Origin of the sequence: Novosphingobium sp. (assembly GCF_019748365.1) — a bacterium.
Taxonomy (GTDB): domain Bacteria; phylum Pseudomonadota; class Alphaproteobacteria; order Sphingomonadales; family Sphingomonadaceae; genus Novosphingobium.
Window position 1 is genome coordinate 1 of sequence record NZ_JAIEPN010000138.1, and the last position, 15,808, is coordinate 15,808.

Sequence of the window (15,808 nt, forward strand, 5' to 3'; positions counted from 1 at the left end):
TACACCGCGCTGCCCGACTGGGCGCAGACGCTGGGCATGGTCTTCTCGGTCATGCTGTGGATGCCGAGCTGGGGCGGGATGATCAACGGCCTGATGACGCTGAACGGCGCCTGGGACAAGATCCGCACCGATCCGATCCTGCGCATGATGGTCCTCGCGCTCGCTTTCTACGGCATGAGCACGTTCGAGGGCCCGATGATGAGCATCAAGTCGGTCAACTCGCTCTCGCACTATACCGACTGGACCATCGGCCACGTGCATTCGGGCGCGCTGGGCTGGAACGGGATGATCACGTTCAGCTGCCTCTATTACATGGCGCCGCGCCTGTGGGGCCGCGCAAGGCTCTACAGCCTGCGGATGGTGAACTGGCACTTCTGGCTCGCGACGCTGGGGATCGTTTTCTACACCGCCGCGATGTGGGTGGCGGGGATCACCCAGGGGCTGATGTGGCGCGAATACGGGCCGGACGGCTACCTCGTGAACTCGTTCGCCGACACGGTGGCCGCGCTCCACCCGATGTATGCGCTGCGCGTGGTGGGCGGGCTGCTCTACCTTGCGGGCGCGGCGGTCATGGCCACCAATATCACCCGCACGATCCTGGGCCACAGCCGCGAGGAAGCACCGCTCCATTCCGCGGCGTTCGATCCGGCGCGCGATGTGCCGCTCGTCCCCGCGCCTGCCATCTGATCCGGAGAAACCGACATGGCTACGACTTTCATGGAACGCCACCGCAAGCTGGAGCGTAACGTAACGCTGCTCGGCGTGCTCGCCTTCGCGGCGGTGACGGTGGGCGGGATCGTCGAGATCGCCCCGCTGTTCTGGATCGATAACACGATCGAGAAGGTGCAGGGGATGCGCCCCTACACCCCGCTCGAACAGGCCGGGCGCGACATCTATGTGCGCGAGGGCTGCTACGTCTGCCACAGCCAGATGATCCGCCCCTTCCGCGACGAGGTGGAGCGCTATGGGCATTACAGCCTCGCGGCGGAATCGATGTACGACCATCCTTTCCAGTGGGGCTCCAAGCGCACCGGTCCGGATCTGGCGCGCGTGGGCGGCAAGTATTCGGATGAGTGGCAGGTCCAGCATCTCTCCGCCCCGCGCGAGCTGGTGCCGGAATCGATCATGCCGAGCTACGGCTTCCTCAAGGAGCAGGCGCTCGATCAGGGCGACATGGTGCCCGCACTGCAGACGCTGGAGCGGGTCGGCGTGCCCTATACCAAGGATGCGATTGCCGCCGCCAATGACGACCTCAAGGCGCAGGCCGATCCTGATGCCGATCATGCAGCCTTCCTGAAGCATTATCCGGGGGCAAAGGTGCGAGATTTCGACGGCGATCCCAAGCGCCTGACCGAGATGGATGCGCTCGTCGCCTATCTCCAGGTGCTGGGCACGATGGTCGATGTGAACGCGCCTGCGGCGCAGGAACATCTGGCGAAGGAGAAGGGCCGATGAGCTTTCTCCAGCTATCCACCCATTCGACGTACGACCAGCTGCGGCATCTGGCCGACAGCTGGGGCCTGATGCTCATGGCGCTGGTGTTCCTGGCGCTGTGCCTCTGGCCGTTCCGCCCCGGCGGGCGCGCGATGAGCCGCGATGCGGCCCTCTCGATCTTCGAGGATGACAGCGATGACGCATGACAAAACGCACCCTGCAAAGGTGATCGATTCTGCGACCGGCACGGCCATGGTCGGCCATGAGTGGGACGGGATCGAGGAACTCGATACGCCGCTGCCGCGCTGGTGGCTGTGGACGTTCTACGCGACCATCGCGTTCAGCCTCGTCTACGTCGTGCTCTATCCGGCAATCCCTATGCTGCATTCGGCCAGTACCGGGACACTCGGCTGGACGAGCCGGGGCGTTCTGGCGGACGACATCGCGCACGAGAAGGTCGAACATCAAGCGATCCGGAACGCCATCGCCGCCACGCCCATCGAAGCGCTGGCGGCCAATCCGGCGCTGCAGCGCGCCGCGATCGAAGGCGGACACGCGGCGTTCAAGGTGAACTGCGTGCAGTGCCACGGTTCGGGCGCGGCGGGCGGCAAGGGCTATCCCAACCTCAACGACGACGACTGGCTCTGGGGCGGTGATCTGAGCGCGATCCAGCAGACGCTGGTCAATGGCATCCGCCAGCCGGGCAACGATGCGACCCGCAGCAGCCTTATGCCGAGCTTTGGCAAGGATGGCATCCTGACCGGTGCCCAAGTGCAGGATGTGGTGAGCCACGTGCGGGTGCTGAGCCAGCAGGACCCGGCGAACGCATCCTCGGCGCGCGGCGCGCAGCTCTATGCCGACAACTGCGCGGTTTGCCACGGCGCGAACGGTGAGGGCAATCGCGGTGTCGGCGCGCCAAAGCTCAGCGACAAGATCTGGCTCTATGGCGGGGATCGCGCCTCGCTCGTGAACACGGTGACCAATGCCCATGCCGGGGTGATGCCGGCCTGGACCGGGCGGCTCGATCCGGTGACGATCAAGATGCTGGCCGTCTACGTCCACTCGCTGGGCGGCGGCGAAGCGGCGCCTGCCCTGGCAGCGCCTGCAGCACCGGCAGCGGGCGCAGCGCAGTAAACCCCCATGAACATGATGGATCCCAACATGACGGCAGCACCGCCATCGCTTTACGCGAAGCGCACAGCGGTGTTCCCGCGCAAGATCGACGGGCCGTTCCGCCGCTTCAAGTGGCTGGTCATGGCCTTGTGCCTTGCCGTCTACTGGGGCACGCCGTGGATCCGCTGGGACCGGGGCCCGCATGCGCCCGGGCAGGCCGTGCTGGTCGATCTCGCGCACCGCCGGTTCTACATGTTCGCGATCGAAATCTGGCCGCAGGAGTTCTACTTCGTGGCCGGCATGCTGATCATGGCGGGGATCGGGCTGTTCCTCGTCACCAGCGCGGTCGGGCGGGCGTGGTGCGGCTATGCCTGCCCACAGACCGTGTGGACCGACCTCTACCAGCATGTCGACCGGCTGATCGATGGCGACCGCAACGCTCAGCTGCGCCTCAATGCGGCGCCTTGGTCGCCTGCGAAGTTTGCCCGGCGGATGTTCAAGTGGGGCGTCTACCTCGGCATCGCCTTCGTGACAGGCGGCGCGTGGATCTTCTACTTCGCCGATGCGCCGACGCTGCAGCGCGAATTCTGGACCGGTACGGCGGCGCCCGTCGCCTATGCCTCGACCGGCATCCTCACCTTCACCACCTTCTGGCTCGGCGGCTTCATGCGCGAACAGGTGTGCATCTACATGTGCCCCTGGCCGCGCATCCAGACCGCGATGCTCGACGAGAACTCGCTCACCGTCACCTACAAGCACTGGCGGGGCGAGCCGCGCGGGTCGCTCAAGGAAGCGAAAGGCGCGGCAAGTCCGCTGGGCGACTGCATCGATTGCAAGCAGTGCGTGGCCGTGTGCCCGACCGGGATCGATATTCGCGAGGGGCCGCAGATCGGCTGCATCACCTGTGCGCTGTGCGTCGATGCCTGCGACCGGGCGATGGCTTCGGTGGGCCGTCCGCGCGGACTGATCGACTATTGCACGCTCATTGACAGCGAGCGCGAGATCAAGGGCGAGCCGGCGCGGCCGGTGCGCAAAGTGCTGCTGCGCCCGCGCCTCATCGCCTATTTCGCGGTGTGGGGCGGGATCGGCCTGGCGCTGCTGTTCATGCTGGGCACGCGCGAGCGGCTGACGCTCTCGGTCGCGCGGGAGCGCAATCCGGAATTCGTCCAGCTTTCGGGCGGGGCGGTGCGCAATGCCTTCACTCTGGCGCTGCGCAACATGGAAGATCGCCCGCGCACCCTGCGCATCGCGGCTGAAGGGCTGCCGGGAGCGGCGCTCTATACCGACGAAATGGCGCCGGGCGCAGCGCAAGGCACGATCCACGTGACGGTTCCGGCGGACAGCACGGCCAAGGTGCGGCTCTATGCGGTGGTTCCGGCAGCCCATGCGCGGCAGCAGGACTTTACCCTTCAGGCGACACCGCTCGATCACGAAGGCCATGCGGTGCGCCGCGAGACGCATTTCGCCGCGCCCGAGAGCGAACACGAAGAACACGAGGAGCACGAGTGATGGCACAGCTTTCGGCGCGGCCCTTCACAGGGCGGCATATGGCGTTCGTAATGATCGGCTTCTTCGGCGTGGTGATCGGGGTCAACATCCTGCTCGCCAACCTTGCGGTCTCGACTTTCAGCGGGACGGTGGTGGAGAATTCCTACGTTGCGAGCCAGGAATTCAACCGTTGGCTTGGCGCGGCCAAGGCCGACAAGGCGCTGGGCTGGCATATGGCACTTGCGCGCGGCGGGGCGGGCCAGGTCCGCTTCACGCTGAGCGATGCCAGCGGGCGGCCGCTGACCGGCGCCGCCGTGCGCGCGCAGGCGGATCATCCACTCGGTGCCAAAGCGCCCGTGGCGATGACCCCGCGCGAGGTGGCACCGGGCGTCTATGAAGCGGCGCTGCCTGCAGGGCGCTGGCACGTAGGCATCGAAGTGCGCGCCATGGGGCATGTCTGGCATGCCGAGGATGACGCGCTTTGAACGCGGCAACGGCACGCCTAGCCCCTGAGGTCAGCCGCACCGTGCTGGCGGTGCCGGGGATGCATTGCGCCGGCTGCATGGGCAAGGTCGAGCGCGCGCTCGGCGCGGTGCCCGGCGTTGCTTCGGCGCGGGCCAACCTGACCGCGCGGACCATCGCGGTCGATCACATGGGCACGGTGGAGATACCCGATCTGGTGACGGCGCTGGCCGGGGCAGGCTTTGCGGCGGAACCGCGCGAGGATGCGGTCGAGCCGCCTTCTGCCGCGCGCGAATTGCTCGCGCCGCTGGCGGTGGCGGCGTTTGCCTGCATGAACGTTATGCTGCTGTCAGTCAGCGTCTGGTCGGGCGCGGATGGCAGCACGCGCGATCTGTTCCACTGGCTTTCCGCTGCTATCGGCGTGCCGGCGATCCTCTATGCCGGGCAGCCGTTCTTCCGCTCGGCGCTGGGCGCGCTAAGGCGCGGGCGCACCAACATGGATGTGCCGATCTCCATCGGCGTGAGCCTTGCGACCGGCCTCTCCTGCTACGAGACGCTGACCGGCGGCAAGGAAGCCTGGTTCGACGGCACCCTGATGCTGCTCCTTTTCCTGCTCGCGGGCCGCGCGCTCGATGCGATGATGCGCGACCGCGCACGCGCCGGAGTGGCAGCGCTGCTGCGGCAGGCCGCAAGCGGCGCGATGGTCGTGGGCGCGGACGGCGCGCTGCACTGGACTGCGGCGGCCACGCTCGTACCGGGCATGCTGATGCGCGTCGCGGCGGGCGAGCGGCTCGCGGCAGACGGCGCCATCGCGAGCGGGACCAGCCGGTTCGACCAATCGCTGCTGACGGGCGAGACCGCGCCGGTGCCGGCAGGCCCGGGCCAGCCGGTGCTGGCGGGCATGCTCAACCTCGATGCGCCGGTCGATGTGATCGTCACCGCAGCGGGGCAGGGAACCGCGCTTGCCGAAATCGCGCAGGCGATGGAAAGCGCAGGGCAGGCCAAGAGCGCCTTCGTGCGCATCGCCGACCGCGCCTCGCGGCTCTATGCGCCTGCGGTGCACACGCTGGCGGCGCTCAGCTTTGCGGGGTGGCTGATCGCGGGTGCGAGCTTCCACCAAGCGCTGGTGGTGGGGATCGCGGTGCTGATCATAACCTGCCCTTGCGCGCTGGGGCTGGCGGTGCCGGTGGCGCAGGTGGTCGCTGCAGGCGCGCTGCTGCGCCGGGGGATCATGGTCAAGGACGGATCGGCCATCGAGCGCCTCGCGCGGGTTGACCGCGTGCTGCTCGACAAGACGGGGACCCTGACGATGGGCCGCCCGGTGCCCGATGCGGCCGTGCTGGACGCACTGGGCGAGGAAGAAGCTGCCGTTGCGCTCGCGCTCGCCAGCCACAGCCGCCATCCGCTTTCGCAGGCGCTGGCGCTTGCTCTTGCGGCGCGGGGCGTGTGGGCGGCGAGCCTCGACGATGTGCGTGAGACGGTGGGGCGCGGTGTTTCCGGCACGTGGCGGGGCCTTGCGGTTTCGCTGGGGCGGCCTTCGCAGAGCGGTGGAACCGCCGCAGCGCTTGCCATCGGCGCCGGTCCGGTCCGCGTGATCGGCTTTGCCGACCGGCTGCGGCCTGATGCCCGCGAAGCGCTGGCCGATCTGGCGGCGCTGGGCATCCCGGCTTCGATCCTTTCCGGCGACAATGCCGCTGCCGTGCGGGTCACAGCGCGCGAGACGGGCCTTACCGGGCAGGCCGCGGCGCAGCCGGGGGACAAGCTGGAGGCGATCCAGCGCCTGCAGCGTAGCGGCAAATGCGTGTTGATGGTGGGCGACGGGATCAACGACGGCCCCGCGCTCGCCGCGGCCGATGCCTCGATCGCGCCGGGCAGCGCCAGCGACGTCGGGCGGCAGGCGGCCGATTTCGTGTTCACCGGCGATTCGCTGCTCGCCTTGCCGCGCGCCGTGCGGGCCAGCCGCAGAACAATGCGCGTGGTGCGCGAAAACTTCGCCGCCGCGATCCTCTACAATGCCTTTGCCGTGCCGCTGGCGATGGCCGGGCTCGTCACCCCGCTGATGGCGGCGATTGCGATGGCGACCTCGTCACTGATCGTGGTGGGCAATTCACTCCGGCTGACGGGAGCCGCGCAATGACCTCGATCCTGATCCTCATCCCGATCGCGCTCGGCATGGGACTCCTTGGTCTGGCAGCCTTTTTCTGGGCACTGCGCGGCGGACAGTTCAGCGATCTCGATGGCGCGGCGGCGCGCATCCTGATCGATGAGGACACGCCGCTGTGAGGCGCCGGCTCGCCCTGTTCAGCGCGTTGGCGGTGTTGCAGCTGGCAATGCCGGTGCAGGCGGCGAACCCCAGGATGATCGCGCTGTGCGGCGGCGGCGCGCCGATCCCGCTGCCCATGAAAAATCACGACGCGGACAAGCAGTGTTGCAAGATTTGCCATAGCGCAATGCGCAAGCGTTTTCCCGGTGGCACCTGCTGTGGGGACAACGACGACGAAGAGGACTCCGGGCAATGAGCGGGCCAACCCAAGCTGAGCAGTTTGCCGACTGGACCTACTATCCGGAGCTGCTCGCGCGGCCGGTGCCGCGCTACACCAGCTATCCCACGGCAGCGGAGTTCGTGGACGAGAGCTTCGAGCTGCGCCAGCGCATCTCGCTCACCAGCCTGACCGGGCCAGTCTCGATCTACCTCCATATCCCCTATTGCGAGGAGATCTGCTGGTACTGCGGCTGCAACACGGGCGCGGCCAACAAGCGCCACCGCCTGACCGCCTATCTGGAAGCGCTCCACCGCGAGATCGCGCTGGTGGCGGACATGCTCGATCCTTCGGTGCATATCGAACACATCGCCTTTGGCGGCGGCAGCCCCAATGCCGTGCCGCCGACCGAGTTCGTGCGGCTGATCGATGCGCTGGTGCTGGCGTTCCGCTTCGTGCGGCCGGCGCTGTCGGTCGAGCTTGATCCGCGCACGCTGACGCGCGACTGGCTGACCGCGATCCGCGGCATCGGCGTCACCCGCGTCAGCCTTGGGGTGCAGACCCTGAACCCGGCGGTGCAGGAAGCCATCGGGCGCGTCCAGCCGATCGAGATGATCGAACGCGCGGTGGATGGCCTGCGCGGGGCGGGGGTCGGCTCGATCAACTTCGACCTGATGTACGGCCTGCCGCACCAGAACGACGCGGTGCTCGCCGAAACGCTGGCGCAGAGCGTCGCCATGGGGCCCAACCGCATCGCGCTGTTCGGTTATGCTCACGTGCCGCACATGATCCCGCGCCAGCGCCGGATCGATGGGTCGGACTTGCCCGACCAGCGGGGCCGCTTCCGCATGGCTGCCATGGGCGCGCGGCAGCTCATCGATGCGGGCTACCACGCGGTGGGCTTCGATCACTTCGCACTTCCCGGCGATCCGCTCGCGCGCGCAGCGCTCAATGGCACTTTGCGGCGCAATTTTCAGGGTTTTACCGAAGACTCTGCAAGCGTGCTCATAGGTCTCGGCGCCTCGGCGATCAGCGAGCTGCCGGGGCTCATGGTGCAGAACGAGAAGAACCCCGGGCGCTACCGCATGCTGATCGGCGCGGACCAGCTTGCGGGGCGCAAGGGCATCGAGACCGGCCCCGAAGACGAACGCCGCGCCGCCCTGATCGAGGCGCTGCTGTGCAAGGGCGCGGCGAAGATCGACGCTGATTTGCTGAACGCGGCGCGCCCGCGGCTGGAGCCGTTCGCCGCCGCGGGGCTGATCTCGCTGGAGCGCGGCTGGCTGCGGCTTGAAGCTGGCGCTGCGCCTTATGCGCGGGCGATTGCCTCGGTGTTCGATGCCTATCGCACCGAGGAGCGCAGCTTCAGCTCGGCGATCTGAGGGCGTTCGGACACTCGCCCCAAGTTCGAACCCTACGCTCGCGGGTGACGATGGCCTTCGGAGGTTAGCCGAAAGGCCCGTAACCGAAGAATAGCTATGCGCATGCCCGATTGCAGGCTGCATGCCGGCCCCCCGCGCGTTAGGTCAGGGCAAATCCCACATAGACCTAGCGAGTTCCCATGAAGCCCATCGAAACCATCATGCGCACTGCCCCGGTCATCCCGGTGCTGGTGATCGAGGACGTGGCCCATGCCGTGCCCGTGGCGCGCGCGCTGGTGGCGGGCGGCCTGCGTGTGCTCGAGGTGACATTGCGCACCCCCGTCGCGCTGGATGTGATCCGCGCCATGCGCTCGGTCGAAGGCGCGATCGTCGGCGCGGGCACGGTGACCGATCCCGCCACGCTCAAGGCATCGATCGATGCAGGCGCCGAATTCATCGTCTCGCCCGGCCTCACCGAGCGGCTGGGGGCGGCTGCGGTCTCCTCGGGCATTCCCTATCTGCCGGGCGTTGCCAATGCCGGTGACATCATGCGCGGGCTCGATCTGGGGCTCCGGCATTTCAAGTTCTTCCCGGCATCGACTTCGGGCGGCCTGCCTGCTTTGAAGGCGCTTGCCGCGCCGTTCCATCAGTGCCAGTTTTGCCCGACGGGAGGGATCACACTGGAATCTGCGCCGGAATGGCTGGGCTTTGGCCCGGTGCTCTGCGTCGGCGGCTCCTGGGTGGTGGGCAAAGGTTCGCCCGATGTTCTGGCAATCGAGGCGGCAGCGCGCGCGGCGGCGGCGCTGGCCTGACCAAAGGGGGCTGTAACCCCGATGCAGCCTGCAGGCGAACCGGCCTGCGGGACCAACAACCTGACACGAGGTGCGGCGCGCATGGATACGGTCGATACGCTCAGGAACCGCTTGCAGGAACTCCACGCGCGGACGGCGGAAACCCCGCTGTTCAACCCGGTGTTCCAGCTGAGCCATGATCTCTCGCGCCGGCTTGAAAGCGGGACGCTCGACCTTGCCGCCGTGGAGGGCCTCGTCGCGGCGCTGGAATGCGAGGGGCTGCAGGCACGAGCGGCCAAGCTGCGCGGGCTGATCGCGCCGACCGACCCGCAGGAAAACCTCGCTCGGCTGGCGGCCTTGCTCAACGAGGAAGACGGCTTCTCCGAATTCCGCCGCCGCTGGGAACGGCCGCTGCTCCACGCGGTGTTCACCGCACACCCGACGTTCCTGCTGAGTCCCGCCGAATCCGATGCAGTGGCCGAGGCGGCGCTGGCCGAGGACCCGATGGCTGCGACGGTCTGCCAGGTGCCGGGCACCGGACCCAAGGTCACGCTCGACTATGAGCATGACGAAGCGCTCGCCGCGATCGAACGCGCGAGCGCAGCGCGCGACCGGATCAACGCCGCGCTGCTTGCCCACGCCCGCACGCGCTGGCCGGGGCGTTGGCTCGATTTCAAGCCGCTGCCGTTCGGTTTTGCGAGCTGGGTCGGCTATGACATGGACGGGCGGACCGATATCTCGTGGTCCACTTCGGTTGCCTATCGTCTGGCGGAAAAAGCGCGGCGGCTGGAAGGCTATGCGGCACAGCTGGCGGCGGTGGTGCCGGATCATGCGCTGCTCACGACCTTGCGCGGTGCGGCGGCGCATGCGGCCGAGATGGCATCACGCTTCACCGGGCTGGGTGCGGAGCCTGAAGCACTTGCAGCCGCCGCCAATGCGCTGACGGCAGAGCATCCGGACAAGCTGCTGTCGCTCGCGCCGATCATCGCCGCGCTGGAGGGCGAGGCCAAGGGCGCTGAGGGTGATGCCGCGATTGCGCTCGCCGTTCTGGCAGGCGCGATGCGCGCGGATGGGCTCGGCATGGGCTGGATTCACTTCCGCGTGAACGCCTCGCAGCTTCTGAATGCGCTGCGGCGCCGGATCGATCCCGAAGGCACGCTCGATCTCGCCAGCAAGAGCGCGCTTTCGAAGCTGCGCGAGCTGCTCGCGGAGGTGAAGCCGCTCCGCGCCAATTTCGCCGCGCTCGCGATCGAGACCTCGACCGCCATGCGCCAGTTCCTCGTGATGGCGCAAATCCTGCACCACATCGACGCCGATGCCCCGATCCGCATGCTGATTGCCGAATGCGAACAGCCGCAGACGGTGTTGGCCGCGCTCTATTTCGCGCGGCTGCTCGGGATCGAAGGCAAGGTCGATGTCTCCCCGCTGTTCGAGACCGAGGCCGCGCTCGAACATGGCGGGCGGTTCCTGGAAGCGCTGCTGGCCGAGGAATCCTACCGCGAATACGTGCGGATGCGCGGGCGGCTCTCGATCCAGACCGGCTTTTCGGATGCGGGGCGCTTCATGGGGCAGATCCCGGCGGCCCTTGCCATCGAGCGCCTGCAGGGCCGGCTTGCGGCGGCAATGAAGGCGGCAGGGCTGACGGACGTCGCGGCGCTGGTTTTCAACACCCACGGCGAAAGCATGGGCCGCGGCGCGCACCCTTCAGGCTTCGAGGACCGGCTGACCTGGCCGCTCAGCCGCTGGGCACGCGGGCGCTTTGCCAAGGCCGAGATCGTGCTGGAGCCCGAAGCGAGCTTCCAGGGCGGCGATGGCTACCTGTTCTTCCGCAGCGACGAACTCGCGCTCGCGACGCTTACGCGGATCGTGGAGGCCGAAGAGGCGCTGCGCGGCGAGGCGGAGCCCGATCCGTTCTACGACCGCACCGATCTCAGCCTCGATTTCTACCGCGCGATCCGCCGCGTGCAGCGTGAACAGCTGGAAAGCGTGACCTATGCGCGCGCGGTTACCGCCTTCGGGCTCGGCATGCTCAAGACTACCGGCAGCCGCGTTTCGCGCCGGCAATCGGATATCGCCAGCGACCGGACGATGAGCCTCAGGCAAATCCGCGCGATCCCGCACAACGCGATCCTGCAGCAGATCGGCTATCCGGTGAACGTGATTGCGGGCGCTGGCATCGCGGCGGGGGAGGAGACCGAAGCGGTGGCCGAACTGCTCGCCCGCAGCCCGCGCGGGCGCCAGCTGGTGCGCCTGCTGCGCGCGGCCAATGGCCTCGCCTCGATCAAGACGGTGGCCTGCTTTGGCGAGCTGTTCAATTCGGCCTACTGGGCGAGCCGGCCTTATCGCGGCACCGAATCCGCGCTCGAAGATCCCTGCCTTGCACTGGCGGAACACCTTACCAAGGATGATCGCACCGGTGTTTTCCGCCGCCTCGCCTCGCGGCTGCGCGTGGACTGGATGAAGCTCCACCGGCTGCTGGCGATGATCGGGCGCGAGGATACCCGCAGCATCGCGCAGGACGAGCAGCGCCGCACGATTGCGCTGTTGCAGGCGCTGCGGCTGTCACTGCTGATGTACATGTTCCTCCGCGCGGTGCAGGTGCCTCCGTTCAGCCGCTCCAACGACGTAAGCCGTGAGGACGTGCTGGAAATGGTCCTCTCGCTGCGGGTGGACGAGGCGCTGGCGCAATTGCGGCGCGCCTATCCGGTGGTGGAGCCCGAGATCGAGGACTTCCCGGTGAGCGAGCCGACCGACTATCCGGACAACCGCGCCGAAGGCTACGGCGTGATCCGAACGCGGTTTATCGACCCCATCGAGCGGGCGCATGCGCTGAACCTGCGGATATCAGCGGCTATTGCGAACCACTTTGGCGCGCATGGATGAGGGGGCAGTTCGTCAAGCAAGCGGCGGATCGGGTTTGAGCAGTCTTTCCAGATCGCGGGAGGCATGGAGGACGCGCGCGATGCCGATCGGCCGCGCCGCCGGATCATAGGCGATCAGGTAGGATAGAACGGACCAGAACCGGACATTCTCCCCGGTCAGGTCTTCACGGCGATGTCCGGCGCCGGGTGTTTCGGCCAGAAAGCGCAGCGCCTTGGTGATCTGGCCCAGGACGTGGCGGGCGACCTGCACGCCTGCTTGCTCGACGTAGTAATCTCGTATCTGCTCAAGATCCCGCCGGGCTTCCGGCGAGAGAACATAGCGTGCCGGCACTATTCGGCACGACGCTCGATGGCTGCAAGTGCTGCGTCCATTTCAGCCAGGAAGGCATCACCGTCGGTGCCATGGCCTGCGCGGAGCGAAGCCATGCCGGCGGCGATCTTTTCGCGCATCGATGCCTTGTAGAGCTCTTGCACCTGATCCCGCTCTTCCATCAGTCGGAGCGCCTCGCGCACGACTTCACTGGCGGAGGTGTAGCGCCCATTGCTGACCTTGCTGTGGATCAGCGATTCCAGTTCGGGGGTCAGGCTGACATTCACGGCAGGGCTCCCAAGCAGTCGCGGCAGTTCTATAACAGAAAATAGCAAGGTTTGCCATCTCCGCTTCACCCCACATAAGTCCGCCCCTGCTTCACCGGCTTGGCCGGAATCCCGAAGATTGCGCCTGCCGAGAGCCGCGTGCCGCGCACCACCAGCACCAGCGTATCGCCCGCCTCGATATTCACGTCCTCGCCAGGGTGCTGGATCGACTGGCCGTTCACGCGGTCGATCTGGACGATGAAGAAGGCGCCCGCGCCGCGGCGTTCGGCTTCGCCGACGGTGGCGCCGGTGAGCGCGCCCTTTGGGGCGGCGGTGACGACTTCGACGTCGAGGCCGAGATCGTGCAGGAAGCGGCGCGCGTCGGCCATGTGTTCTGCTTCCTGGATGCGGGTGTCCGTCGCGGGGTAGAGGATCAGTTCGGTGATCCGCTCGGCGCCGATGTGGGTGGGGAGCACGACCTTGTCGGCGCCGGCGTGGAACAGCTTGCGCTCGGTGGTGGGCGCCTCGCCGCGCGCGATGATCTGGACGGCGGGGTTGAGGCTGCGCGCCGAGAGCGTGATGAACACGTTGGCGGCATCGTCAGGCAGCACCGAGGCGAGGACGCGGGCGTGCAGGATCCCGGCGGCGCGCAGGGTTTCCTCCTGCGTCGCTTCGCCAACCAGGACCAGCCAGCCATTGGCGCGGGCTTCCTCCGCCAGATCGGGGTTGCGCTCGATGATGACGAAGGGGTGGCGTGCCTCGGTCAGCGCTTTTGCCAGCTGGAGCCCGATGCGGCCCATGCCGCAGATCACGGCATGGTCTTTCAGGCGATCGATTTCGGTCTGCATCTTGCCTACCCCCAGGAGCTGGCGGAACTGGAACAGGGTGAACACCTGCACGAGCGCGGATGTCAGCACGATCATGCCGGTGCAGCCGAGCACGATCGTGGCCGTGGTCCACAGCCGCAGGAAATGGGTGTCGATCGGGCGGACTTCGCCGTAGCCGACCGAGAAGATGGTGAGCAGCACCATGTAGGCGGCATCATCCACCGGCCAGCCGCTGGCGACATAGCCGAGCGTGGAGACGGCAAAGACCACGGCGACGTAAATCAGCGTGCCTGTCAGCAGGCGCAGCGGCGAGCCGAGCACGCGGCCGGCGCCCTGACTGAAGGCGGATGACTGCTCGATCCGCACCTCAGCCTCCGCCGAGCCGCATCAGGCCGGCAACGCCCCAGACCGTGCCGACGATGAGGAGCACGCCGGCAAGATCGAGCATCAGCCCGGCGCGCAGCACGCGGGGCATGGCGATATGGCCGGTGCCCCAGGCCAGCGCGTTGGGGCCGGTGCCCGCGGGGAGCATGAAGCCCCAGCTTGCCGCAAGCGCGGCAGGGAGCGCGAGCAGGATCGGATCGGCCCCCAGCGCGCCGCAGAGCGCGGCGACGACGGGCATGATCCCGCTGGCGGCGGCGATGTTGCTGGCAAATTCGGTGACGATGATCACGAAGCCGACGAGCACCAGCGCGACCACCGGCAGCGGCACGCTGCGCAAGGGGAGCATCGCGGTGCCGAGCCAGTCGCTGAGGCCGGAGGCGTCCATGCCCATCGCGAGACTGAGCCCGCCGCCGAACATCAGGATCACGTCCCAGGGCATGCGGTTGGCTTCCTTCCACGTCAGCATCGCGCGGCCCGTGCCGTCCGGCAGGACGAACAGGGTGAGCCCGGCGATGGCGGCGATGGTGCCGTCCGTCAGCCCGCCCTTGGGAAACAGGCTTTCGGTGAGCGGGAGCGTGACCCAGGCGAGCACGGTGAGGAGGAAGAGAGGGACAAGGCGGCGTTCGGGCACGGTCCACTGCACCGAATGCTCGATGGCCCCCTGCGCGGCGGCGGGATCGAAGCTGCCGGGGCCGATCTTGTGGACCCGCGCGATGATCAGGGCGGCAAGCGGCACGCCGATGAGCACGATGGGCAGACCAAAGGCGGACCATTCGATGAAGGTGATCTTCACGCCGAGCGTGCGATCGAGCAGGCCCGCGGCGATGGCGTTGGTGGGGGTGCCGACGATGGTGCCGTAGCCGCCCAAGGTGGCCGCGAAAGCGACGCCCATCGGAAGCGCGCCGGCCATGCCATCGGTCTCGCCCTCCTTGATCCCGCCCGAGGAGAGAATGGCGAGCGCCATCGGCATCATGATCAGCGCGGTCGAGGTGTTCGAGATGAACATCGAGATCGAGGCGGTCGCCATCATCACCGCCAGCAGAAGCCGCACCGGGCTGGTGCCGGCGCGCGCGAGCATGGTGAGCGCGAGGCGGCGGTGAAGGCCGGTGCGCTCGATGGCGAGCGCGAGGAAAGCGCCGCCGACGAAGAGAAACATGATCGGCGAGTAGTAGGCCGCTGCGGTCTTGTTGGCATCGACCACGCCGGTCAGCGGGAGGACGATGAAGGGCAGCATCGCGGTAGCCGAAAGCGGCATCGCCTCCGTCATCCACCAGACCGCCATCCACCAGACGAGCCCGGCGGTGTGCCACGCGGTAGGCGGCATGCCCGCAGGTGCGGCGATCAGCAGCGTGGCGAGAAGGCCGAGCGGACCGGCGGCGAGGGCGATGGCGCGCGAGTTCATGGGGCTGAACGGACGCAGGTTGACACAGTTGACACTGTCCTGGGGAATAGTTGCATTCGATCAGTGCGAGCTTTTTGATCGACTGGGCCGATTATTCCGCAAAACGCTGTGATGAACTCGCCCATAAACCTTGATGTGCCCCGCCGGTGTGCCCCGAAGGATATGCATAGGGCATGGAGGGCGGGGTAGGAAAATGGTTTTGCTGCCGTTCGCGTCGGAGCGGATGGAGGACTTCACGCGCCCGCCTGCTCGTCACCCCGGATCAAGTCCGGGGTTACGAAGCTTATGTTGGGTGTCGATTGTCTTTACCCTCTCCCCGTGGGGGAGAGGGTTCGAAGCGCTTACTTCGGCGCAAGCACCATCAGCATCTGGCGACCTTCCATGCGGGGGAAGGCTTCAACCTTGGCGACTTCGGCAACATCGTCCTGCACCTTGCGCAGCAGGTTCATGCCGAGCTGCTGGTGCGAAAGCTCGCGGCCGCGGAAGCGGAGGGTGATCTTGACCTTGTCGCCTTCGCCGATGAACTTGATCACATTGCGCATCTTGGTGTCGTAATCGTGGTCATCGATGTTCGGACGCATCTTGATCTCCTTGATCTCCTGCGTCTTCTG

The 15,808-nt window shown here is 67.3% G+C and carries 17 protein-coding genes; 12 read left to right on the forward strand and 5 right to left on the reverse strand.

The window, feature by feature from the left end; genetic code table 11:
• The 12 genes from K5Q19_RS15470 to K5Q19_RS15525 all read left to right on the forward strand — a co-directional run.
• Positions 1-687 (forward strand): cbb3-type cytochrome c oxidase subunit I (locus tag K5Q19_RS15470; protein WP_292946985.1); only part of this gene is annotated, 687 nt, incomplete at its 5' end.
• Positions 688-702: 15 nt separating this feature from the next.
• Entirely contained in the window at positions 703-1,455 is a 753-nt protein-coding gene (ccoO, locus tag K5Q19_RS15475; RefSeq protein ID WP_292946988.1) for a cytochrome-c oxidase, cbb3-type subunit II, read from the forward strand.
• Entirely contained in the window at positions 1,452-1,640 is a 189-nt protein-coding gene (locus K5Q19_RS15480; protein ID WP_292946991.1) for a cbb3-type cytochrome c oxidase subunit 3, read from the forward strand. The genes ccoO and K5Q19_RS15480 overlap by 4 nt, the downstream gene beginning before the upstream one ends.
• Entirely contained in the window at positions 1,630-2,568 is a 939-nt protein-coding gene (gene ccoP / locus K5Q19_RS15485) for a cytochrome-c oxidase, cbb3-type subunit III (RefSeq protein WP_292946993.1), read from the forward strand. The genes K5Q19_RS15480 and ccoP overlap by 11 nt, the downstream gene beginning before the upstream one ends.
• Before the next feature lie 6 nt (positions 2,569-2,574).
• A complete protein-coding gene (gene ccoG, locus K5Q19_RS15490; protein WP_292946996.1) occupies positions 2,575-4,056 on the forward strand; it encodes a cytochrome c oxidase accessory protein CcoG in 1,482 nt (493 codons plus the stop codon).
• Complete coding sequence (locus K5Q19_RS15495) at positions 4,056-4,520, forward strand: FixH family protein (RefSeq protein ID WP_292946999.1); 465 nt, start codon at positions 4,056-4,058, stop codon at positions 4,518-4,520. The genes ccoG and K5Q19_RS15495 overlap by 1 nt, the downstream gene beginning before the upstream one ends.
• On the forward strand, positions 4,517-6,634 hold the full coding sequence (locus K5Q19_RS15500) for a heavy metal translocating P-type ATPase (protein ID WP_292947001.1): 2,118 nt from the start codon (positions 4,517-4,519) through the stop codon (positions 6,632-6,634). Before K5Q19_RS15495 ends, K5Q19_RS15500 begins: the two co-directional genes overlap by 4 nt.
• The gene (ccoS, locus tag K5Q19_RS15505) at positions 6,631-6,780 is read left to right on the forward strand and encodes a cbb3-type cytochrome oxidase assembly protein CcoS (RefSeq protein WP_292947003.1); all 150 of its coding nucleotides are present in this window, start codon (positions 6,631-6,633) and stop codon (positions 6,778-6,780) included. The genes K5Q19_RS15500 and ccoS overlap by 4 nt, the downstream gene beginning before the upstream one ends.
• Complete coding sequence (locus K5Q19_RS15510) at positions 6,777-7,016, forward strand: hypothetical protein (RefSeq protein ID WP_292947005.1); 240 nt, start codon at positions 6,777-6,779, stop codon at positions 7,014-7,016. The genes ccoS and K5Q19_RS15510 overlap by 4 nt, the downstream gene beginning before the upstream one ends.
• On the forward strand, positions 7,013-8,356 hold the full coding sequence (gene hemN, locus K5Q19_RS15515) for an oxygen-independent coproporphyrinogen III oxidase (protein ID WP_292947008.1): 1,344 nt from the start codon (positions 7,013-7,015) through the stop codon (positions 8,354-8,356). The genes K5Q19_RS15510 and hemN overlap by 4 nt, the downstream gene beginning before the upstream one ends.
• 179 nt (positions 8,357-8,535) lie before the next feature.
• Positions 8,536-9,147: a bifunctional 4-hydroxy-2-oxoglutarate aldolase/2-dehydro-3-deoxy-phosphogluconate aldolase gene (gene eda / locus K5Q19_RS15520; protein WP_292947010.1), complete on the forward strand. Its 612-nt coding sequence runs from the start codon at positions 8,536-8,538 to the stop codon at positions 9,145-9,147.
• A gap of 81 nt (positions 9,148-9,228) precedes the next feature.
• Positions 9,229-12,009, forward strand: a complete 2,781-nt coding sequence (locus tag K5Q19_RS15525) for a phosphoenolpyruvate carboxylase (protein ID WP_292947026.1) — start codon at positions 9,229-9,231, stop codon at positions 12,007-12,009.
• A 12-nt stretch (positions 12,010-12,021) separates the two neighbouring features.
• Here the strand turns inward: K5Q19_RS15525 and K5Q19_RS15530 are convergent, their stop codons facing one another.
• The 5 genes from K5Q19_RS15530 to infC form a co-directional block, all read right to left on the reverse strand.
• Positions 12,022-12,339 (reverse strand): type II toxin-antitoxin system RelE/ParE family toxin, encoded by a 318-nt coding sequence (locus K5Q19_RS15530; RefSeq protein WP_292947013.1) that lies wholly within the window; start codon positions 12,337-12,339, stop codon positions 12,022-12,024.
• Positions 12,339-12,605 (reverse strand): type II toxin-antitoxin system ParD family antitoxin, encoded by a 267-nt coding sequence (locus K5Q19_RS15535; protein WP_292947015.1) that lies wholly within the window; start codon positions 12,603-12,605, stop codon positions 12,339-12,341. Before K5Q19_RS15535 ends, K5Q19_RS15530 begins: the two co-directional genes overlap by 1 nt.
• 65 nt (positions 12,606-12,670) lie before the next feature.
• Positions 12,671-13,777, reverse strand: a complete 1,107-nt coding sequence (locus tag K5Q19_RS15540; protein ID WP_292947017.1) for an NAD-binding protein — start codon at positions 13,775-13,777, stop codon at positions 12,671-12,673.
• A 1-nt stretch (position 13,778) separates the two neighbouring features.
• The gene (locus K5Q19_RS15545) at positions 13,779-15,197 is read right to left on the reverse strand and encodes a DASS family sodium-coupled anion symporter (protein WP_292947020.1); all 1,419 of its coding nucleotides are present in this window, start codon (positions 15,195-15,197) and stop codon (positions 13,779-13,781) included.
• 341 nt (positions 15,198-15,538) lie between these two features.
• A partial coding sequence (gene infC, locus K5Q19_RS15550) for a translation initiation factor IF-3 (protein ID WP_292947023.1) occupies positions 15,539-15,808 on the reverse strand: 270 nt, incomplete at its 5' end.